Raw genomic sequence first — 22,163 nt, 5'->3', positions numbered from 1 at the left:
GCGTTCGCGCGCCACAAATCACGCTCTACGTCCCGGACACGACCCCTGCGCGCCCCCCTTCACCGCCCGCACAAGCGGCCCGGCCGACCGCGAGGGCAAGTGCGCCCACGGGCGGGAGGGGGTCGGGGTCGTGGGAGGTGCGTGTCCGGACACTAAAGCGTGATTTGTGGCGCGCGGACGCCCGAACCATCGTCTGGCCAGGGTCGCGCCGTAAATCATGCCGTCCGGACATGTACCTCCGGAGGCCCCGGCCCCCGGCACCAGCCACGACAACCGCAACCCGCACAGCGCACCCGCACAGCGCACCGCACCCGCACGAGGAGACACCGTGACCGACCACCACGCCGAGCACCCCGCCGCGTGGGCCGAGACCGGCGACGCCGACGCGACGGCCGAGACCGCGACGGCACCCGCACCCGCACCCGCGACACCCGCGGCCGTAACGCCCGCCGACGCCGCCGACGCCGCCCGCCTCGTCTCCTTCGGGCTCCAGCCCAAACTGCTCCCCGCCCGCGACGCCGAGTACGCCGAGCTGCTCCGCCGCTACCGCGAAGACCCCGCCTTCGCCCGCGTCGCCGACGCCATCGCCACCGGCTTCGGCCTCGTCGTCCTGGAGGTCTCCCCCCGCGCCGGCATGGCCGTGACCGCGGGCGAGGACTCGGTGTTCGCGGTCCGGATGGGCGACTACGCCCGCCGCGCCGCCACCGACTCCGCCGACCGCTTCCTGCACGGCCTCGCCCATCTCGCCGTCGCGGCCATGGCGTTCCCCCGCCCCGCCGATCTCGCCGACGACGGATACATCGGCCGGATCACGGTCAACGGCGTCGACGCGTTCGTACGGCAGGCCTGCCGTCGGCTGGAGGAGCGTGCCGAGGAGGAGGGGGAGAACACCGACCCGTCCACCGGCGAGCCAGGACTGGAAGCGGCGTGGCGGATCTACGCCCGGCGCAGCGCCACGGGCGCGACCAAGGACGCTCGCAGGCTGGCCGGTTCCACCACCGGCATCGTCGGCAAGGCCGTCGCGTTCCTCACCGAGTCCGGTTTTCTCCAGCGCACCGGCGACGACGCCGGCGGCGCCTACCGCACCACCGCCCGCTACCAGCTCCAGGTCCGCGACATGGCGGGCCACGCGGCCATGGCCGAGCTGCTTGAGCTGGGCGTCGTCCCCGTCACCGACGGCTCCGCCACCCTGCTGCCGCCGCCCGAGGGCGACGATCTGGAGCTGGCCGCCGACGCCGGCCTGCCGTTCCACGCCTGAATCCGACCGACCCCCCACCACGACGAGAGTCCCGCCATGTACGAGCTGTCCCGGGTCCGCCTCTACTCCATCGGCCCCGCCGGTGCGCGCTACGCCGACACCGTGCTCGATCTGCGCGGGGTGGGCGCGCCCGTGCCCCACCCCGCCCCTGCCCAGGCGGAGTTCTTCGAGGAGGAGCCGGTCGGCCCGCCGCGCCGCCCCGCCCCCGCGGGTGTGCTCTTCCTGGAGAACGGCGGCGGCAAGTCCGTACTGCTCAAGCTGATCTTCTCGGTGATGCTGCCGGGACACCGCAATACGCTCGGCGGCGCCAGCTCCGGTGTGCTGCGGAAGTTCCTCCTCGCGGACGACTGCGGCCATGTCGCGCTGGAATGGCAGCACACGCTCACCGGTGAACTCGTGGTGGTCGGCAAGGCCAGTGAGTGGCGCGGCCGTCAGGTGTCCAACGATCCGCGGAAGTTCGCCGAGGGCTGGTACTCCTTCCGGCCGGGCCCCGGGCTCAGCCTCGACTCGCTGCCCGTGGCGGAGTCCACCGCTGTCCGGCCGCCTGTGGAGGGCGCCTCGGGTGCCCGGGGGAGGCGGCGCACGATGAAGGGCTTCCGGGACGCCCTGACCGAGGCGGGCAAGTTCTATCCGCATCTGGATGTCCACTGGGAGGAGATCCACGACCGCTGGAACGAGCACCTCGGCGATCTGGGCCTCGACCCCGAACTCTTCCGCTATCAGCGCGAGATGAACGCCGACGAGGGTGAGGCGGCGGGTCTCTTCGCGGTCAAGAAGGACTCCGACTTCACCGATCTCCTGCTGCGGGCGGTCACGGACACCCGGGACACGGACGGGTTCGCGGATCTCGTCGGGGGGTTCGGCAACAAGCTCGGCCGCCGTGCCGAACTCACCGCGGAGCGCGACTTCACGGCCGGCTCGGTCGATCTGCTCGGCCGCATCGTCGAGGCGGCCGACACCCGCGCCCGTGCCCGTGACATCCACGCGGGCGCCGAGCGCCGCGCCCGTACGCTCGTACGGCGCCTCACGGCCCGCGCCGCCGAGGAGCGCGAGCGGGCCGCCGACCTCGCCCAGCAGGTGACCGCCGCCGCCCATACGGTGACCTCCGCCGAGCAGGAGCGCGGTCGCGGTGCGCTGATCGCCGCCGAACTGGCCTACCGGCACGCCTCGCTGGCCCTCACGGTGGCCGAGAAGCGCGCCGCCGCGCAGCGGCGCGAGCTGACGGACGCCCGTACGCTGCACTCCGCCTGGCAGGCCGCCGAGGCCGTACTGCGCCACCGCGCCGCCGCCGACCGCTCCGCGCGGGTGGCCGTCGCCATCCGGGAAGCCGAGCGTGACGCCGCGCCCGCGCTGGCCGCGCGGGCCACCGCGGCGGCCGAGCTCGTACGCGCGCTGCACGCCGCCGCCGAGGACGGCGAGCGATGGGCGAACGAGGAGGAGGAGCGTTCCGCCGCGCTCCAGGAGTCGGGCGAAGCCGCCCACCGCGACGCGACCTCCGCCGCCACCGACGCACAGCGCGCCCGCAGCGAGGCCGGGCATCTGCGCCAGCGGCTCGCGGAGGTGGGACAGGAGACGGCCGAGGCGGTACGGGCGGGCTGGCTCGACGACACGGCGCCCGACGCGGATCCGGCCCGCGCCGCGCTGGCCGCGAGCGACGCGGAGAAGTCCGCGGTCGCGGGCTGGGACACCGCGCGCGAGGCCGCGCGCACGGCCGCCGACCGGGCCAGGGAGGCGGCCTCCGCGGAGTCCCGCGCCGAACTGGCCGCCGCCCGCGCCGCCGACGCCGCAGGGGCCTCGGAGCACGCGTACGACGCGGAGCGCCGCGCGGCGGAGTCGATCGCCCAGGACGAGCGGCTGGCCGGACTGCTCGGCCTGTCCGCGACGGCCGCGACCCCGGCCGCGGTCCCCGCACCGCGCGACGGCACCGGCGACCGGGAGCCGGCGGCCCCGGCCCGGCACACCTCCCGGCGTCCGGCCGAGGGGTCACTGAGCCCCGAGGATCTCGACCGGTACGCCGACGAACTGCGCGAACTGCTCGACCAGGGCATCGCCTCCGCCGAGCGGCAGCTCTTCGATCTGCGCACCGCCGCCGCCGACGACTCCCGTATCCTCGGCGCGCTCGGTGACGGCGGGCTGTTGCCGCCGGGGCCCGATGTCCTCGCCACGGTCGAATACCTCGGGGAGCACGGCATCCCCGCCCTGCCCGGCTGGCGCTATCTGGCCCAGGCCGTCGACCCGGGCGACCACGCCGCGGTGCTGGCGGCGAGACCGGAGCTGGTCGACGGCGTCGTGATCACCGACCCCGCCTCGCACGCCCGTGCCCGCGACGCCCTCGCGGGCGCCGCCCTGCTGCCACGTTCGGCCGTCGCCGTGGGCACCGCCGCCGCGCTGCTGGCCCCCGTACCGGGCCCCGGCCCCGAAGGCCCGGGCGACAGCGGCGTGTTCCTCGTACCGCCGAACCCGGCCATGCACGACGAACACGCCGCCGACGAGGAACGCCAGGCGCTCCGCAGCCGGGCGGCGGCCCGCGACGAGGAGATCCGGGTGCTCGCGGCCCGGCTCACCGGCGACCGCTCGCTCGCCGCCCGGCTCGGCTCCTGGCGCGCCGACTGCCCGCCCGGCATGCTCCTGGAGCTGGCAGCCGCCGCCGGGGCGGCCCGGGAAACGGCCGAGACGGCCGCCGCGACCCTCGCCGAGGCCCGTACGGCACGCGCCGAGGCGGACGAGGCCGCCGCGGACACCGCGCGGGTGCGCGACGAGCGGCAGGAGGCCGCCCAGCGCGCCCGCCGCGCAGCCGACGCCCTGGCCGGTCTCGCGTTCCGGCTCCGGGAGCGCTCGGGATGGCAGGCGAAGCTGCGCGAACTGGCCGACGACGCCGCCGAGTCCGAGGCGCGCGCGGCCGTATGCCTGGAGCGGGCGCGCGCCGCCGACGAGGACCGCAGGGCCGCGCAGCGGGCCGCCGACGACGCCCGCCGTACCGCCCGTGCCCTGCGCGCGGAACGCGCCGAGATCGCCGGCGCCCCGGAGAACATCCCCGCATCGGACGCGGACGCCCCGCGCGCCGCGCTGCCCGCCCTGCGCGAGGCCTACCGCGCCGCCTCCCAGCTGTACGAGAAGGTGGGCGTCGGCGCCGATCTGCGGGCCGAGCAGGCGCGCGCGGAGAGCGACGAGAGCGCCGCGCTCGCCGAGCTGGACCGGCTCACCAACAAGGTCCGTACCCGCGCCGCCCAGCTCCTCGAATCCACCGAAGGCGCCGACGGCCCGTCCCGGCAGGCCGCCGCCGCCCGCGCCGAGTCGCTCGTCCAGATGCTGGAGTCCCGCGCGTCCACCGCGAGCGAGCAGCTGGGCCGGTTCCGCGGCGAGGCCGAGCGGCTCGCCCCAGAGGACGGCGACGCGCACACAGAACTGCCCGCGGAGCTGGTTCCCGCCGACGCCGAGCAGGCAGGGACCCTGCTGCGTACGGCCACCACCGAACTGGCCGTGAAGACCGACGCGCTGGAGACCGCGCGGGCCGCGCACGGAGAGCTGCTGTACGCGCACCGCGCCGCCGAGGACGGGGCGGGCGGCTTCGACGAGACAGCCGCCCTGCTGCGCGATCTGCTGCGCGGTGCGGCGGCCGACGAGCACGACCCGAGGCGCGGCGACGAGGAGGCGCGGACACCCGAGCCGTACCCCGGCACGCTGGAGGAGGCGCGCCACTCCGCGGCCGAGGCCCGCCGTTCACTGCGCGCCTGCGCGGCCGACCTCTCCGCGGCGGAGACCGGCGTACGGGAAGCCTGCGATGTGCTCGTACGGCATGCCAACGCCACCCGCTACGAACAGGTCCGCACCCCCGCCCGGCAGCAGATCCGCGAACTGCCCGCGTCCGCGCTGCCCGAGCACGCCGCCGCGTGGGCCCAGGCGTTCGCGCCCCGGCTGCGCGTACTGACGGACGAGCTGGCGCAGTTGGAGCGCAACCGCGACTCCATCGTGGACCGGCTGCGCGGGCTGGTGGAGTCCGCGCTGACGACACTCCGTTCGGCGCAGCGCCTGTCCCGGCTGCCCGAAGGGCTGGGGGAGTGGTCCGGCCAGGAGTTCCTGCGGATCCGGTTCGAGGAGCCGGACCGTACGACGCTCACCGAGCGGCTCGGCGAGGTCGTCGACGAGGCGACCCGCGCGGCCCTGAAGAAGAACTCCGATCTGCGCAGGGACGGAATGTCCCTGCTGCTGCGCGGGGTTCAGGCAGCGCTCCAGCCCAAGGGGGTCGCCGTCGAGATCCTCAAGCCCGATGCCGTACTGCGCGCCGAGCGGGTGCCGGTCGGGCAGATGGGCGATGTCTTCTCGGGCGGTCAGCTGCTCACCGCCGCGATCGCCCTCTACTGCACGATGGCGGCCCTGCGCAGCAATGACCGGGGCCGTGACAAACACCGTCACGCGGGCACGCTCTTCCTCGACAATCCGATCGGCCGCGCCAACGCCACCTATCTGCTGGAACTCCAGCGCGCGGTCTCCGACGCCCTGGGGGTGCAGCTCCTCTACACCACGGGCCTCTTCGACACGACCGCGCTCGCCGAATTCCCGCTGGTCATCCGGTTGCGCAATGACGCGGATCTGCGTGCGGGACTGAAATACATCAGTGTGGAGGAGCATCTGCGCCCGGGCCTGCCGGAGCAGGACCCGGACGGCGAGACCGTGCACGGCGAGATCACCGCGACACGGATGTTCAAACGGACGCCGGAGCCCGTCGCGGAGTAGCGCCACCGGTCGCGGGGACGCCGACTGTCCGAGCACCGACTGTCCGAGCACCGGCCGCCGGGGCGCCGACCGCTTGGGCGTCGGCTGCCTGGGCGTCGGCAGCCTGTGCGTTGGCCGCCTGGGCGCCGGTCTCCGCGGAGTCGGCCTCCACCGCGCTCGTCTCCGGGGCACCGGCCGCGCCGTCGGTCCGGGCCCCGCGTCCTATGCCGCCCCCTCCGCGGTCCGCACTCCGCGCGGCCTCCCGCGCCGCGCGCCTGGCCCTGCGCCGCTCCCGGCGCAACTGGCGCGCGGTGCTGCTCGGTACGGACACCACGCCGTTGCGCTGCTTCCACATCTGGCGCGTCACCCATACATCCAGCACACCCCAGGTCGCCACCACCGTGGAGGCCACACTGCTCAACACCATCGGAAACGCCAGCCAGGAACCGGCGAGCGTACTGAGAAACGCGATCGTGGCCTGAATCAGTGTGACCGCGGCGATGATCACCGCGCGCACGGCGGCCGTTCTGACCGCGTCCGGCATGCGATACCGCTTCGCGGGCTCCTCGACCCAGAGCCCGCGGGACACCTCCGCGAACCCGTCCGCCGACGCCGCACCACGCCGCTCATCCGTCCCCATGGACCGTCACTCCCCACCCAAGTCCGTCTCAAGGGTGACTGCCCGGCTCGCTCCGCTTCACGCCGGCCATGGAACCGAATGTGATACGCGAAACCGCCCGCAGTGCTCCCAACCAACCCCTGATCCCCGCACACAAGGACGAATGGGAGTGCCGGAAGATTCCCGGAACGATCGGCGAACATTAAGTTTCAGCCATCTGTTCCGGCCGGTTATCTACCGTCCCGTCTGCTCTTCGCCGTCCATGTCAAGGAAGCCAACTCGCCGAATACCAGGACAACTCATGATCAAGGTGCCAAGGGGCGGCCGAAAAACATCCGGATGTGTCTTCGAGTTGCCGGTGAGACAGTAGTAGGCTCGCGCCGTTTGTTGACGGAGAATCTCCCGCAACCGGGCGGGAGATCGAGCTGGGGGAGGCCATGCGCTTTCGCGGGAAATCCATCCGCCGGAAGATCGTGGCGCTGCTGCTCGTGCCGCTCGTCGCGCTGACCGTCCTCTGGGGACTGGCCACCACACTCGCAGGCAGCCAGGCCAAGCAGCTCATCGATGTCAGACATGTCATCAAAACCGTCGGCAACCCCGTCGAGGAGATGGTCGGTGTCCTCCAGAGTGAACGACGGCAGTCGCTCATCTTTCTGGCCGACCCCACGGCCGCGGACTCACTGACCGAACTCCGCGCCCGGCGCGGCGACACCGACCGGGCCCTGGCCGCGGTCGCCAAAGCCGAATCAGCGGCGCTCGACCGCATGGACGACATCTCGACCGAGCGGTACACCCGGCTCGTCGACTCCCTCGAAGGCCTCGGGCTGATGCGCCGCTCCGTGGACGAGTCCACGGTCACCCGCGAGAAGGCGCTCGCCTTCTACAACGGACTCGTCGACCCCGGCCACAACTTCCTTGCCTCCCTGTACGGACGCGAGGACGTCGACGGCGACAACTGGGGCCGGGCGCTGATCGGATTCGACCGCGCACGGGAAATGCTCTCCCGCGAGGACGCGCTCGTCGCCTCCGCGCTGATCGCGGGCAGAATGACCCCCGAAGACGTCCGCGGCACCTCCGACCTGGTCGCCAGTCGCACACTGCTCTACGAGACCAACCTCGCCGACCTGCCGCTCTCGGACCGCGCGACGCTCGAACAGTACTGGCGCACGCCCGCCACGCTCGCGCTGCGCGAGGCGGAGAACCGTCTCATCGCGGCGGGCGCCACCGAGCGTCCGGCGGTCGACGCGAGTGGCTGGCAGCAGATGACGGCCTCGGTCCTGCAGGACCTGACCCGCGAGAGCGACGAGGCCACCGAGCTGTACCGGGCGCACATCGACCCCGTACGCACCGACATCTTCGTACGGGTCGGCTTCGCCGCCGCGCTCGGACTCATCGCCCTGCTCGTCTCCATCATCGTGTCCGTACGCGTCGGCCGTGATCTGATCCGCGACCTCTCCGCGCTCCGCAAGGAGGCCCACGAGGTCTCCGGCGTACGCCTGCCCAGCGTCATGCGCCGGCTCGCCGCGGGCGAACCGGTCGACGTGGAGACCGAGGCGCCGCGGCTCGACTACGAGAAGGACGAGGTCGGCCAGGTCGGCCAGGCACTCAACACGCTCCAGCGCGCCGCCGTCGAAGCGGCCGTGAAACAGGCCGACCTCCGGCGCGGTGTCTCCGAGGTGTTCGTCAACCTCGCCCGGCGCAACCAGGTCCTGCTCCACCGTCAGCTCACGCTCCTGGACACCATGGAGCGCCGTACGGAGGACACCGAGGAACTGGCCGACCTCTTCCGGCTCGACCACCTCACCACGCGTATGCGACGGCACGCCGAGGGCCTGGTGATCCTCTCCGGAGCCGCACCCTCCCGGCAGTGGCGCAAGCCGGTCCAGCTCATGGACGTGGTGCGCGCGGCGGTCGCCGAGGTGGAGGACTACGAGCGCATCGAGGTCCGCAGGCTGCCGCGCATCGGCGTCGGCGGCCCGGCGGTCGCCGACCTCACCCATCTCATCGCCGAACTCCTGGAGAACGCCACGGTGTTCTCGCCCCCGCACACCGCGGTGCAGGTGCACGGCGAGCGGGTCGCCAACGGATTCACCCTGGAGATCCACGACCGCGGTCTCGGGATGGCCCCCGAAGTGCTGCTCGACGCGAATCTGCGGCTCGCCGAGACCCCCGAGTTCGAGCTGTCCGACACCGACCGCCTCGGGCTGTTCGTGGTCAGCCGGCTCGCCCAGCGGCAGAACGTGCGCGTCTCGCTCCAGCCCTCCCCGTACGGCGGGACCACCGCGATCGTGTTCCTGCCGGTCGCGCTGCTCACCGACGCGCCCGAGACCGAGGGCGTCGGCTTCCGGCTCGACCGCAAGACCACCACCGACCGCGGCCGCCATCGCGCCGACGGCGGTGGCGGCGGAGGCCGCCGCACCGCGCTCGCGCAGGTCCCCGCGGGACTGGGCGGCGACCCGTCCGTGCTCGACGGTCCGGTCGAACTCGAACCTCCGGTACGCGCTCTCGAAAGGGAGGGCGGGCCGCTGCTCGGCGGAGGTGACGGCATCACCGATATCGACGACACGGAGAGCGAGCGCGGCGGACTGTTCCGCGCGCGGGAACATCTCCGCGACTCCAGCCTTGAGGTTCCGTACGCCGGTGACGATGCCCGCGACGCGTACGGCGGCCGGGACACCGGCGACGCCCGTGACGGACTGCTGGGCCGTGATGACGCGCGCGGCCCGTTGGACGACACCAGGGACTTCCGCGACCGGCGCGACGGCCGCCCCGTCCAGCCGCGCGGCCGGCACGGCCGGCCGCAGCGCCCGACGGACGCCACCGCGGGCCAGTCGGAGCGCCCCGTCGGACTGCCGCGCCGCAAGCCCCCGACCCTGGTCGTGGACCGCGGCCGGCGCGTGGACGAGCCGGGCCGCGCCATGCCCGCGGCGGCGCCGGATCCGGCCGCCGGCGGAGCGGGCCGCACCTGGTCCGGCGTACCGGCACAGCCCACGCGCTCCTCGGCACAGGGCGGGCCGGCGCCCGACGGGCCCCCGGCCACGATCGACGGACTGCCCCGCCGGGTCCGGCAGGCCAGTCTGGCGCCGCAGTTGAAGGACACCGCTCAGGACCGTGGCACCGACCTCTCGCCCGCCACGGGCCAGGACGCCGAGCGGGACGCGGACGAGGTGCGCAGCCGCATGGCTTCGCTCCAGCGGGGCTGGCAGCGTGGCCGTCGGCAGAACGATGCCGAGGACTCCACCGGCCCCGGCGAGATACAAGGAACGACATCGGAGGGGGACGGTCGATGACCGCACCGAACGCCGCAGCACGCCACTCCATTGACCCCAACGCCGCCGGAGAGCTCAACTGGCTCCTCGACGAACTCGTGGACCGGGTCGCCAGCATCCGCAAAGCGGTGGTGCTCTCCGGTGACGGACTCGCCACCGGAACGTCCAAGGACCTCACGCGCGAGGACGGCGAACACCTCGCCGCCGTCGCCTCCGGCTTCCACAGCCTCGCCAAGGGCGTGGGCCGGCACTTCGAGGCGGGCAAGGTCCGGCAGACCGTCGTGGAGCTGGACGACGCGTTCCTCTTCGTCACCGCGGCGGGCGACGGCAGCTGTCTGGCCGTCCTGTCCGACGCGGACTCCGACGTCGGGCAGGTGGCCTACGAGATGACGCTCATGGTCAAGCGGGTCGGCGTGCACCTGGGTACGGCGCCACGGACCGGCCTGCCCGCCGGAGGGTGAGCGGGCCCCGATGAGCGACGGAGATCAGGATCAGCAGCACTGGTTCGACGGCGAAGCCGGACCGGTAGTACGCCCGTACGCGATGACGCGCGGCCGCACCAGCAGCACGACGCGCCACCGGCTCGACCTGATCGCGCTTGTCGTCTGCGAACCCGCGGCCGGTGACCCCGGCCGGGACCAGACGCTCTCCCCCGAGCACGTGGAGATCGTCGAACGCTGCTTCACCAGCCCCCAGTCGATCGCCGAGCTGGCCGCGGGCCTCGACCTCCCCGTCGGGGTGGTCAGGGTCCTCGTCGGCGATCTGGTGGAGGACGAAATCGTGCATGTAACCCGTCCCGTTCCGCCGGCCGAACTGCCGGACGTGAGCATTCTCCGCGAGGTGATCAATGGTCTTCGGGCGCTCTAGCCACAGGCAGCGTCCGGCCGAACCGGTGACGCTGAAGATCCTGGTCGCCGGGGGCTTCGGAGTGGGCAAGACCACTCTCGTGGGCGCGGTCAGCGAGATCAGACCGCTCCGTACCGAAGAGGTGCTGAGCGAGGCCGGCCGGCCCGTCGACGACGTCGAAGGGGTCGTGGGCAAGACGACCACCACGGTCGCCATGGACTTCGGCCGGATCACCCTCCGCGAGGACCTGGTGCTGTATGTCTTCGGCACCCCCGGCCAGGACCGCTTCTGGTTCCTCTGGGACGAGCTGGCCCAGGGCGCCCTGGGCGCCGTCGTGCTGGCCGACACCCGCCGCCTCGCGGACTCCTTCGCCGCCGTCGACTACTTCGAACGGCGCGGCATCCCCTTCACCGTCGCCGTCAACTGCTTCGAGGGCGCGGACCGCTTCCCGAGCGAGACCGTACGGACGGCACTCGACCTCGACCCGGAGGTCCCGCTGGTGATGTGCGACGCGCGCGAACGCGAGTCCGTCAAGGAAGTGCTGGTGGCGGTCGTCGAGCATGCCATGACGCTGGCCGCGCGGCAGCGCGCGCACGCGGCCACGACCTGATCCTGGCGCGTCAGGGGCGGTTCGCGGCCAGCCACTTGGCGGCGGTCTCCGCCAGCTCCCGGTCGCGGCCCGCCAGCATCATCCGGATCATCTGCACGTCGCCGCGCAGCGACCAGGCCGGATGGCCGAAGGTGGCGGGATTGTTCTTCTCGATGAGGAAGTGGGCGGGCCAGGCCGTCCCGTACCCGATCAGCGGCAGGGCCGCCACGTACCGCTTTCGTCCGCGCGCCAGCCCGTACGCACTGACCGCGAGGCCGGTGAGCGTGCCGGTGAGATGGAGCCAGCGCGTCGCCGCCTTGGAGTGCATGGCGACGTAGTAGGGCCAGAACTCCTCGTACGAATCGAACGTCCGCGGCTCGACCGGCTGTCGCTCGTTCGTCTGCCGCTCGCTCGTCCGATGCTCATATGTTCGCTGCGCCATATGGGCACCGTAATGGCTTTCCCGCGAACCGGAAACGGGTTCTGCGCGTCCCACCAGGAGATGGCCGGCCGGAGCCCACGGGGGTGGCCCCGGCCGGCCGTCATGGTTCCGTACCGCCGCCGCTCTCAGCTCCCGGTCACCGAACGCCACGCCACCGGGAAGTCGAAGTAGCTGTCCGGGAAGATCTCCGGCTTGTGGGTGAAGTGCCACCACTCCTCGGGCAGATTGGTGAACCCCACACCGGCCAGCGTCGACTTCAGAAGCTGCCGGTTCGCGCGCTGCTTGCCTGTGACGCGTGGATCGTCGGTGTGCGCGAGCGTGTCGAAGCAGTCGAAGCCGGTGCCCATGTCGACGGAGTTGTCGGGGAACCGCTCGGCCTTCGGCCCGTAGCAGGGCGTGAGCTTCTCGCCCGGCAGATACGGCCGCGTCGGCAGGGCCGGCAGCTTGACGAGCGTCAGATCGACGGTGCTGCCCCGGCTGTGCCCGGACTTCTCCGCGATGTAACCGTCCGCGAACAGCCGCGACTTGTCGACCCGCGGATAGAACTCCGGCTTCATGCGCTCGTCCTGGAGGTTCTCGGCCCACCGTACGAAGTGATCGACGGCCCGCTGCGGCCGGTAGCAGTCGTACACCTTCAGCGAGTAGCCCTGCCGCAGCAGCTTCCGCTGCGCGGTGCGCAGCGCCTCGGCGGTGGGGCGGGTGACGAGACAGACCGGCTGCCGGTAGCCGTCCACGGGCTCACCCACGAAGTTGTGCGGCGTGAGGTAGCGCATTTCCTGGATGATCGTCGGCGCGACCGTGCGCAGGGCCACGAACTCCTTCGGTGCCACCGGCTCGGGCGTGGCCCGCGCGGCGGGTGCGGTGGCGGCGACCGTCAGCAGGGCGGCGGCGGAGGCGGCCAGGGCGCGGAGTGCGGATATGAGACGTGTCATGGGCACCTTCGTCTATCAGCTCCCGGGACCGCGGGGAAGAGCGATCGGATAGGGTCCGCGCGGGTCCGGTACAGTCCGCGCGTGTCCGAGTCCCAGAAGAAGCCCGCGGGGCCGCATGCGCACTGCGGCGGCTGCGGAACGCCGTACCCGCCGGGAGCCGGCTGGCCCCGTACGTGCACGGCCTGCGGTGCCACCGCCTATCTCAACCCGCTGCCCGTCGCCGTCGCGCTCCTGCCGGTGACCGACGAGAAGGGCACCGCGCTCGTCGTCATCACCCGCACCATCGAGCCCGCGTACGGCGGTCTCGCCCTCCCCGGCGGTTTCGTCGACCGCACCGAGGACTGGCGGCACGCCGTCGTACGGGAGCTGAGGGAGGAGACCGGCATCGAGGCTTCGGCGCACGACGTAAGGCTCGCCGACGCGCTCAGCTCTCCGGACGGCCATCTGCTGCTCTTCGGGCTGCTTCCCGAGCGCCCGGCCGACCGGCTGCCGCCCTCGGTCCCGACCGAGGAGACCGGGGGCTGGCAACTGCTGCGCGGCCCGGCCGAGCTGGCGTTCCCGCTGCACACGGACGCCGTGCGGGCGTGGTTCGCGGGCCGCTACGGGACGGAGGGCACGGAGGGCACGGAGAGACGTTCCTGAGCGCCGAACGTCACGGCCGACCGCTCCCGTCCCCGCCCGCAAGCGCGCATACAAGCTCCGCCTTCAAGCTCCGCCTTCAAGCCCTGCCTTCAAGCCCTGCCTTCAAGCCCCGCGTAAAAGCCCCGCCCACAGGTCTCGCCAGTGGCCCCGCTCACCGTCCGCGCACCCGGACCGCCCACTCCGGCTCCACAGTGCCCCCGTCCGTCACCCGCGCCACCCGGACCTCGCCGTTCACCAGCCGCGAGGTGTAGCGCTCCACCTCCACCTCCGCCTCCCCCGGCCCGTCGCCCGGGTCCCTGACCACCAGACCGCCCCCCGAGCGCCCCGCGGCGGGCGCCCACACCTCCAGTTCCGGCCGGCCGTCCTCGCCCCGTACCGGAATCACCGCGCCCGCCCGCGCCAGGACGGGGATTCGCGACCGGGGCGCGTCCAGCAGCACCTGGCCGGGGCCCTCGTACGCCTTCTCCGTGACCGTGTCGTACCACCGGCCGCGCGGCAGGCGCACCGCCCGCCGGTCCGTACCGCGCTCCAGCACGGGCGCCACCAACAGCGCGTCGCCGAGCAGGAACTCGTCCTCGCAGTCGCGCAGCGCCCGGTCCTCCGGCGCACCCCACCACACAGGACGGACGTACGGCGCCCCGGTGAGCCGGGCCAGCTGAGCCAGCGTCACGAAGTACGGCCGCAGCCGCTCCCGCTCGTCGAGCGCCGCCCGCGCGTGTTCGAGCACCTCGGGGCCGAACTCCCACGGCTCCCTGCGCCCCGCGTCGATCGCCGCATGGGTACGGAACAGCGGCAGATACGCGCCCAGCTGGAACCAGCGCAGATACAGCTCGGGGCTCGGACTCCCGTCGAAACCGCCCACGTCCGGGCCCGAGTACGGCACGCCGCACAGCCCGAGACCCAGCACCAGCGAGAGCGACGCCCGCAGCCCCGGCCAGCCGGTCGCCACATCGCCGGACCATGTGCCGCCGTACCGCTGCATCCCGGCCCAGCCGGAGCGCGAGAAGAGAAAGGGCCGCTCGTCAGGCCGCAGTCGCCGCAGCCCTTCATAACCGGCGCGCGCCATGGTGAGTCCATACACATTGTGGGCCTCGCGGTGGTCGCCGCCCCTGCCCTCCAACTGATGCCTGGCCGAGCGCGGCAGGGTCTTGTCGCCGAACGGCGCGAAGGACACCGGCTCGTTCATGTCGTGCCACACCCCGGCGAACCCCTGCGCCAGCCGCTCCCCGTAGAGCCCGCCCCACCAGTCGCGCACCGCCGGATCCGTGAAGTCCGGATACACGCACTCGCCGGGCCAGACGACCCCGCGCACCTCGTGCCCGCGCCCGTCCCGTACGAACGCGCCGGCCGGACCCACCGCGCGCCCGCTCTCGTACACCTCGTTCCCGTGCTCCGCCTTCACCGCCGGATCGACGATCGAGACCAGCCGTACCCCGTCCGCGCGCAACTCCTCGGCCAGCCCCGGCAGATCGGGGAAGTGTTCGCGGTCCACGGTGAAGACCTGATGCGCGTCGTAGTGATCGATGTCGAGATGGAGCGCGGACAGCGGCAGCCCGCGCTCCCGGTACCCCGCGACCACCCGCCGCACCTCCAGCGCGCTGCCGAACCCCCAGCGCGCGTGCTGCGGCCCCAGCGCCCAGGAAGGGGGTGGTACGGGCGCTCCGCTCAGCGCCGTCCAGCTGTGCAGCACCCGCGCGGGTGTACCGGTCACCACCCAGCAGCGCAGCGGCCCGCCGTCCATCCGCAGCTCGCTCGTGCCCGGCCGGTCGTGCCCGGAGCCCGCGCCCTCCTCGCCCTCCCGGAGGATGACCCGGCCGTCCCAGGAGTTGTCGTGGAACGCCAGATGCGTCCCGGCGTCGGCGACCACCAGCTGTACGGGCATCGTCACGTACAGCGGGTCGTCGCCGGGGCCGAACGCGCTGCCCGGATCGGTGTTCCACAGCCGGTACGCCCCGTCCCGCAGCCGGGGCCCGGAACCGCGCCCGCCCAGGCCGAAGAAGCGCGCGTCGGCGGACACCTCGGTCCGCTGCACCCAGCGCGCGGTCCCGCCCGCGACCGGCTCCCACCAGCGCGGCGGCAGCTCCCGGCGCAGCACGACACCACCGGGCGTACGGACCTCGATCCCGCCGTTGCGCGAAACCGCGACCGTCACCCGCTCCGACACGACCCGCCAGCCGCCGTCCGTGTCGGGTTCGAGTCCGGCCCGCGGATCCGGCTCCGGCGGCTCGTCGGCGAGCGCGTACGAGGGCAGCGGCTCCGCGCCGTCCCATCCCCAGAAGACGGCGCCGCCCACCATGACGCACACATGCAGCTCCGCGCGCGCGAACCGTACGGTGCCCCCACCGGGCAGCGGCTCGGCGCCCATGACCGGTCCAGGCACCCGGGCCCGCTCGGGACCGCGCGGCGCCAGCTCCCTGGCATCCGTCCGCCGTTGGCGCCAGGCGGACCGCACCGCGCGCAGGCCCCGCACCGAACCGAACAATTTTATCGAACGCACCAGTTCACGACCGTCCATGCTGCTCAGCCTGCCATCCGTCCGAAGCCTCGGATGCTCCGTTCAACTCCCGTTCACCTGTGGTGGGGGCACATATCTGCCTGGCAGACCATAGGGGAGCAACCCTGGTGTGAAAGACGATCACATGGCATTGTCCGTCTCGGTCGCATGCACGCGCACACCCCGCACATGCGCGCGGCCGACGCACACCAGCGTCGAGTACACCCAGCGTCGAGTGCACCAGCGTCGATCATCTCAGCGCCGAGTCAGCCCGGGAGCCGCACCATGACCGCAGCAGCAAGCCCCGCCCCTCTCTGGCAGCCGGGCCCCGACCGCATCGCCGCCGCCCGGATCACCCGCTTCCAGACCTGGGCCGCCGACCGGTACGGCGCCCCGGCGGAGGGCGGCTACGCGGCGCTGCACCGCTGGTCCGTCGATGAGCTCGACACCTTCTGGGCCGCCGTCGCCGACTGGTTCGACGTACGGTTCACCACCCCGTACACACAAGTCCTGGGTGACCGCACCATGCCCGGCGCCCAGTGGTTCCCCGGCGCCACCCTGAACTACGCGGAACACGCACTCCGTACCGCTGAGGACCCGGCGCGCGCCCATGACCCGGCGCTCCTCCATGTCGATGAGACACATGAGGTGACCCCGGTCAGCTGGACCGAGCTGCGCCGCCAGGTGGTGGCCCTCGCCGCCGAGCTGCGCGCCCTCGGCGTACGCCCCGGAGACCGCGTCAGCGGCTACCTCCCCAATATCCCGCAGGCCGTCACCGCACTGCTCGCCACCGCGGCTGTCGGCGGCGTCTGGACCTCCTGCGCCCCCGACTTCGGCGCCCGCGGTGTGCTCGACCGCTTCCAGCAGGTCGAACCCGTCGTCCTGTTCGCCGTCGACGGCTACCGCTACGGCGGAAAGGAGCACGACCGCACGGAGACCGTCGCCGAACTCCGGCGCGAACTGCCCACCCTGCGCGCCGTGGTGCATGTCCCGCTCCTCGGCACTCCGGCCCCCGAAGGCGCCCTGGAATGGGCGGACCTCACCGCCGGCACCGCCGCGACCGAAGCCACCGGGTCCGTCTTCGAACCGGTCCCCTTCGACCACCCCCTGTGGGTCCTCTACTCCTCCGGCACCACCGGTCTGCCCAAGGCGATCGTCCAGTCCCAGGGCGGAATCCTCCTGGAGCACTTCAAACAGATCGGCCTGCACTGCGACCTCGGCCCCGACGACCGGTTCTTCTGGTACACCTCCACCGGCTGGATGATGTGGAACTTCCTCGTCTCCGGCCTGCTCACCGGCACCACGATCGTGCTGTACGACGGCAGCCCCGGCTTCCCCGCCGTCGACGCCCAGTGGGCCGTCGCGGAACGGACCGGCGCCACCTTCTACGGCACCTCGGCCGCCTACGTCATGGCGTGCCGCAAGGCGGAGGCGCACCCGGGCAGCGACCACGACCTCTCCCGGGTGAAGTGCGTCGCCACCACCGGATCACCCCTGCCGCCCGACGGATTCCGCTGGCTCCACGACGAGGTGGCCGAGGACCTGTGGATCGCCTCCGTCAGCGGCGGCACCGACGTATGCAGCTGCTTCGCGGGCGCCGTACCCACCCTCCCTGTCCATATCGGCGAACTCCAGGCGGCCTGCCTGGGGACGGACCTCCAGGCATGGGACCCGCAGGGCAGAGCCGTCATCGGCGAGGTCGGCGAACTCGTCGTCACCAACCCCATGCCGTCCATGCCGATCCGCTTCTGGAACGACCCCGACGGCAGCCGCTACCGCGACAGCTACTTCGAGATGTATCCCGGCGTCTGGCGCCACGGCGACTGGATCACCCTCACCGACCGGGGCTCGGTCATCATCCACGGCCGCTCCGACTCCACCCTGAACCGGCAGGGCGTGCGCATGGGCTCCGCCGACATCTACGAAGCCGTCGAACGCCTCCCCGAGATCCGTGAATCCCTCGTCATCGGCCTGGAGGAGCCGGACGGCGGCTACTGGATGCCGCTCTTCGTCCATCTCGCCCCGGGCGCCGTCCTCGACGACACACTCCGTGCCCGGGTCAAGGCGACGATCCGCGAACAGCTCTCGCCACGCCATGTGCCGGACGAGATCATCGAAGTCCCCGGAATCCCGCACACCCTGACCGGCAAGCGCATCGAAGTCCCGGTCAAACGCCTCCTCCAGGGCGCCGCGCTCGACAAGGCGGTCAACGCGGGATCGGTGGACAACCTGGAACTCCTCCGCTTCTACGAGAACCTCGCCCGCGAGCGCCACTGACCGCGTTGTCAGACCCCCTGGTTACTCTGAGTGAGCAATGATCAACCGTGCTCAGGGGGAGCCATGGCGCACACCGACCACAGCGACCGGACACCGCGGCGGACACCACACGGGACGCTCAGAACCGCGCGACGCGGACTGCGCCGCGAAGTCCCCAGCACCGTCGGCCTGCTGGCCGACGAGCGGGACTTCACCGCGATGCGGTGCTACCGCACCTTCACCTTCGACGACCACGCCGCCTATCTACGGGGGATCGACGGACTGCTGAAATCCCTGGCGTCCCAGGGCGTCCACACCACCGTCGCCCTCTTCGACCCGGAGGAGTACGCCGAGTACTGCGCGGAATCGGGCCTCGACCCCGACACCGCCGACAGCCGCGGCCGCTTCACGGCCCGCATCCCCGGAAGCGGCGCCGCCATCGCCTACACCGGCCAGCCCATCGACAGCCTCGTCCCACAGCTCATCAGCACCGCGGTCCGCAGGGCCACCTGGGAGTACGCGACGACACTCCTCGCCGATCTCGGCGAGTGCGCCGACTGCGGGCAGGACATCGGGCGCGCGGCCTTCGACCGCGCCTCCCATCTGCTGCTCCGGCTGCTCGAAGGAGCCGGCTCCGGCACCCACCATCTCGTCTGCAGCGTCCCCGCCGTCGACGAGCGACTCCTCGCGGTCCTGCGCACCGAGTGCCCCGACAGCAGCCCCGACGGCCCCGGTGGCGTGCCCGCCCGGCTCGACTCGTCCCAAGCCGCCGAATTCGTGACCGTGCTGGCCGTCGGTATCGCCCTGGAGAGCGCCGGGGGAGTGGTGCTCCGTACGACCCGAGCCGACGACCCCGATCGGCTCCACGGCTGGCGCCTCCAGCGCGGCAGCCTCGTCCCCCTCACCGCAGGCGAGGTCTTCAGCGCCTACTGCACCGACGCGGACACCGGAGAGCCGGTCTCCCCCGAATTCGGCGTGGAGTACTGCCCGGGATTCGACCTCGGCCCGGACGACACGGGGACCCATCACTGAACGGAGCCAACGACAAGAGGGGCTTCCCGCCCTGCGCGGCGGGAAGCCCCTCCAGAACCCCGACCGGAATCCGGCCGTCCCGGCTCACTCTCCGGACAGCACCGCCAGCGCGGCCTTCCGTGCACCCTCGGCGGTGTCCGCGGCACGCGCGGCGGCGGCGGCCCGCTCACACTGCGCCAGCGTGTGCTTCGCCAGAGTCGACCGTACGTACGGCATCGATGCCGCGCCCATCGACAGCGACGTCACACCCAGCCCGGTCAGCACACAGGCGAGCAGCGGATCGGCGGCTGCCTCACCGCACACCCCACAGCTCTTGCCCTCGGCCTTGGCGCTCTCGGCCGACAGCGCCACCAGATCCAGCAGCGCCGGCTGCCACGGATCCTGGAGCCGGGACACCGCACCCACCTGCCGGTCGGCCGCGAAGGTGTACTGCGCCAGGTCATTGGTCCCCAGCGAAAGGAACTCGACCTCCTGAAGAATCGAGCGCGCCCGCAGAGCCGCCGACGGAATCTCCACCATGGCCCCGAACTTCGCGTGCAGCCCGGCCTCACGACAGGCGTCCGCGAACGCCTTCGCGTCCGTGCGGTCCGCCACCATCGGCGCCATGACCTCCAGATACACGGGCAGACCCTCGGCCGCCTTCGACAGCGCGGTCAGCTGCGTCCGCAGCACATCCGGATGATCCAGCAGACTCCGCAGACCACGCACACCGAGCGCCGGATTCGGCTCGTCGGCGGGCGTCAGGAAGTCCAGCGGCTTGTCCGCGCCGGCGTCCAGCACCCGCACGACCACCCGGCCCTCGGGGAACGCCTCAAGCACCGCGCGATACGCGGCGATCTGCTTCTCCTCCGACGGGGCCCGCTCGCTGTCGTCCAGGAACAGGAACTCCGTACGGAACAGCCCGACGCCCTCCGCACCCGCCTCGACGGCCGCCGGCACATCCGCGGGCCCGCCGACATTCGCGAGCAGCGGCACCTTGTGACCGTCCGATGTCGCACCCGGCCCGGTGGAGGCGGACAGCGCGGCCTTCCGCGCGGCGGCAGCCGTCTCAAGCTCGGCCCGCTTCTCGGCACTGGGCTCGACAAAGATCTCGCCCGTGCTGCCGTCCACCGCGATCACGGTGCCCTCGGCCAGCTCACCGGCGCCCGGCAGCGCGACAACGGCGGGCACCCCGAGCGCACGCGCCAGAATCGCGCTGTGACTCGTCGGCCCGCCCTCCTCGGTCACAAAGCCGAGAACCAACGTCGGGTCGAGCAACGCCGTATCGGCGGGCGCGAGATCACGCGCGATCAGTACATAGGGCTCGTCACTGTCCGGTACACCGGGCATCGGAACGCCCAGCAGCCGGGCGACGATACGATTCCGCACATCGTCCAGGTCCGCCACCCGCCCGGCCAGATACTCCCCGGCACCGGCGAGCAGCGCACGATACGAGGCGAACGCGTCGTACACCCCGCGCTCGGCCGTGCTCCCGACGGCGATCCGCCGCTCCACATCGGCCATCAGCTCCGGGTCCTGCGCCATCAGCGCCTGGGCCTCAAGAACGGCCTGCGCCTCGCCACCGGCCAGATTGCCGCGGGCGATCAGATCGGCCGACACCGCCTCGACGGCCTGGTGAGCACGCCCCTGTTCGCGCTCCGCCTCCTCCGCCGGGATCGACTTGGCCGGGGGCTCCAGCATCGCGGTCCCCATGTGCCGGACCTCGCCGATCGCCACTCCGTGGCTGACCCCGACGCCTCGCAGCGTTGTCTCCATTTCACCCGTCTCCGGTTATGCGGCGACCCGGTCGCCGCGCTGGATGTACGACGAGCGCACCGCGCCCGTCCCTGACATACGTCGACGGCGTCACTGCCAGCCGAAAAGTGCGTCGCCGGTCTTCACATCGCCGTCCTCGCGGAGGCCGGAGAGGGAATCGGCGGTGGCCTCCAGCGCCACGACGGGACAGATGGGCGACTTGCCGGCCTCTTCCACGGCGGCGGGGTTCCAGCGCACCATGGCCTGTCCGCGCGTCACCGTGTCGCCCTTGCCGACGAGCAGCTCGAAGCCCTCGCCATTGAGCTGCACGGTGTCGATACCGAGGTGCGTCAGCACTCCGTGCCCGTCGGCGTCGACCACGACGAAGGCGTGCGGATGCAGGGAGACCACCACACCATCCACCGGGGAGACGGCCTCGCCCGGTTCCCGTACGGGATCGATGGCCATCCCGGGCCCCACCATCGCACCGGCGAACACCGGGTCGGGTACAGCGGGCAATCCGATGGCGCGTCCGGCGAGCGGGGCCGTCACGGTGGTCATGGGAGCCTCCAGGGGCGGAGAAAGAGTACGGGCCGTCGTCACCGTCCGTGAGGGGGCGACGTGCTGTTCAGAAGGGTAAGTCATAGGAAGTGACGGTTCCGCGTGAGTGCTGTGGGTTGACCGGCCATGGGGCCACCGAAACCGATTTGCCTGCGTCGGCCGACCGCATGTACTGTCGTACTCCTGCCTGACCCCAACGCGACTTTGAGTCGGGGGTCGGCGGCATCTATCAAGCCTCGATCCCAACCTGAAATCCGCTTTAGCATGCCCGCGGAACGAGTGGTCGGGAAGAGCGAAAAGGCCTGATAGAGTTTGAAACACGAAATGCCGAAGGGAAAAGCCCGGAGGGACCGGAAACGGGACCGAAGGAANAGTCGGAATCGCCGGAAAGGGAAACGCGAAAGCGAAGAACTGGAAGGCGGCCCCGCTCCGACGGGGAATCGGACACGAAAGAGTCTGATAGAGTCGGAAACGCAAGACCGAAGGGAAAAGCCCGGAGGAAAGCCCGAGAGGGTGAGTACAAAGGAAGCGTCCGTTCCTTGAGAACTCAACAGCGTGCCAAAAGTCAACGCCAGATATGTTGATACCCCGACCTGCCGGATGACCGGTGGGTTGAGGTTCCTTTGTAGTAAACACAGCGAGGACGCTGTGAACCATCGGTCTTATTCCGGCCGGTGGTTCCGCTCTCGTGGTGTCAGCCGGATTACCGGTAAACATTCACGGAGAGTTTGATCCTGGCTCAGGACGAACGCTGGCGGCGTGCTTAACACATGCAA

The 22,163-nt window shown here is 72.0% G+C and carries 15 protein-coding genes and 1 rRNA gene; 10 read left to right on the top strand and 6 right to left on the bottom strand.

What is annotated here, in order from left to right:
• Positions 1-328 precede the first annotated feature (328 nt).
• Both M1203_RS19050 and M1203_RS19045 read left to right on the top strand, forming a co-directional pair.
• Positions 329-1,258, top strand: coding sequence for a hypothetical protein (locus M1203_RS19050; protein ID WP_249950958.1), 930 nt, complete (start codon positions 329-331; stop codon positions 1,256-1,258).
• A 36-nt stretch (positions 1,259-1,294) separates the two neighbouring features.
• On the top strand, positions 1,295-5,992 hold the full coding sequence (locus M1203_RS19045; protein ID WP_249950957.1) for a hypothetical protein: 4,698 nt from the start codon (positions 1,295-1,297) through the stop codon (positions 5,990-5,992).
• On the opposite strand, the gene M1203_RS19040 is transcribed toward M1203_RS19045, so the two are convergent.
• Positions 5,961-6,611 (bottom strand): hypothetical protein, encoded by a 651-nt coding sequence (locus M1203_RS19040; protein WP_249950956.1) that lies wholly within the window; start codon positions 6,609-6,611, stop codon positions 5,961-5,963. The genes M1203_RS19045 and M1203_RS19040 overlap by 32 nt on opposite strands.
• 416 nt (positions 6,612-7,027) lie before the next feature.
• Between M1203_RS19040 and M1203_RS19035 the strand changes: the two genes are divergently transcribed.
• Genes M1203_RS19035 through M1203_RS19020 form a run of 4 tightly spaced genes read left to right on the top strand, consistent with a single transcriptional unit; the run spans position 7,028 to position 11,315 of the window.
• Positions 7,028-9,880, top strand: a complete 2,853-nt coding sequence (locus tag M1203_RS19035; protein WP_249950955.1) for a nitrate- and nitrite sensing domain-containing protein — start codon at positions 7,028-7,030, stop codon at positions 9,878-9,880.
• Positions 9,877-10,320 carry a roadblock/LC7 domain-containing protein gene (locus tag M1203_RS19030; protein ID WP_249950954.1) on the top strand — a complete coding sequence of 148 codons (444 nt, stop codon included), beginning with the start codon at positions 9,877-9,879 and terminating at the stop codon, positions 10,318-10,320. Before M1203_RS19035 ends, M1203_RS19030 begins: the two co-directional genes overlap by 4 nt.
• 10 nt (positions 10,321-10,330) lie before the next feature.
• A complete protein-coding gene (locus tag M1203_RS19025; protein ID WP_249950953.1) occupies positions 10,331-10,726 on the top strand; it encodes a DUF742 domain-containing protein in 396 nt (131 codons plus the stop codon).
• A complete protein-coding gene (locus tag M1203_RS19020) occupies positions 10,707-11,315 on the top strand; it encodes an ATP/GTP-binding protein (RefSeq protein WP_249950952.1) in 609 nt (202 codons plus the stop codon). The genes M1203_RS19025 and M1203_RS19020 overlap by 20 nt, the downstream gene beginning before the upstream one ends.
• A gap of 10 nt (positions 11,316-11,325) precedes the next feature.
• On the opposite strand, the gene M1203_RS19015 is transcribed toward M1203_RS19020, so the two are convergent.
• Both M1203_RS19015 and M1203_RS19010 read right to left on the bottom strand, forming a co-directional pair.
• Positions 11,326-11,736 carry a DUF962 domain-containing protein gene (locus tag M1203_RS19015; protein ID WP_249950951.1) on the bottom strand — a complete coding sequence of 137 codons (411 nt, stop codon included), beginning with the start codon at positions 11,734-11,736 and terminating at the stop codon, positions 11,326-11,328.
• 125 nt (positions 11,737-11,861) lie between these two features.
• Positions 11,862-12,668 carry a M15 family metallopeptidase gene (locus M1203_RS19010; RefSeq protein WP_249950950.1) on the bottom strand — a complete coding sequence of 269 codons (807 nt, stop codon included), beginning with the start codon at positions 12,666-12,668 and terminating at the stop codon, positions 11,862-11,864.
• Between the two features lie 81 nt (positions 12,669-12,749).
• On the opposite strand from M1203_RS19010, the gene M1203_RS19005 reads away from it, so the two are divergent.
• Entirely contained in the window at positions 12,750-13,310 is a 561-nt protein-coding gene (locus M1203_RS19005) for an NUDIX domain-containing protein (RefSeq protein WP_249950949.1), read from the top strand.
• Between the two features lie 151 nt (positions 13,311-13,461).
• Here M1203_RS19005 and M1203_RS19000 read toward each other — a convergent pair whose 3' ends face one another.
• Positions 13,462-15,825, bottom strand: coding sequence for a glycoside hydrolase family 31 protein (locus M1203_RS19000; RefSeq protein WP_249950948.1), 2,364 nt, complete (start codon positions 15,823-15,825; stop codon positions 13,462-13,464).
• A 264-nt stretch (positions 15,826-16,089) separates the two neighbouring features.
• On the opposite strand from M1203_RS19000, the gene M1203_RS18995 reads away from it, so the two are divergent.
• On the top strand, positions 16,090-18,081 hold the full coding sequence (locus M1203_RS18995; RefSeq protein ID WP_249950947.1) for an acetoacetate--CoA ligase: 1,992 nt from the start codon (positions 16,090-16,092) through the stop codon (positions 18,079-18,081).
• A gap of 63 nt (positions 18,082-18,144) precedes the next feature.
• Positions 18,145-19,092, top strand: a complete 948-nt coding sequence (locus tag M1203_RS18990) for a hypothetical protein (RefSeq protein ID WP_249950946.1) — start codon at positions 18,145-18,147, stop codon at positions 19,090-19,092.
• Between the two features lie 84 nt (positions 19,093-19,176).
• Here the strand turns inward: M1203_RS18990 and ptsP are convergent, their stop codons facing one another.
• Together ptsP and M1203_RS18980 are read right to left on the bottom strand one after the other, a co-directional pair.
• Positions 19,177-20,847: a phosphoenolpyruvate--protein phosphotransferase gene (gene ptsP / locus M1203_RS18985; protein WP_249950945.1), complete on the bottom strand. Its 1,671-nt coding sequence runs from the start codon at positions 20,845-20,847 to the stop codon at positions 19,177-19,179.
• Positions 20,848-20,937: 90 nt separating this feature from the next.
• Entirely contained in the window at positions 20,938-21,387 is a 450-nt protein-coding gene (locus tag M1203_RS18980; RefSeq protein ID WP_249950944.1) for a PTS glucose transporter subunit IIA, read from the bottom strand.
• A gap of 716 nt (positions 21,388-22,103) precedes the next feature.
• Between M1203_RS18980 and M1203_RS18975 the strand changes: the two genes are divergently transcribed.
• Positions 22,104-22,163 (top strand): 16S ribosomal RNA (locus tag M1203_RS18975); the annotation flags it as partial.

Origin of the sequence: Streptomyces sp. 35G-GA-8 (assembly GCF_023534745.1) — a bacterium.
GTDB lineage: Bacteria > Actinomycetota > Actinomycetes > Streptomycetales > Streptomycetaceae > Streptomyces.
The sequence above is the reverse complement of the archived record's forward strand: the minus strand, read 5'-3'. Positions and strand labels throughout refer to the sequence as shown.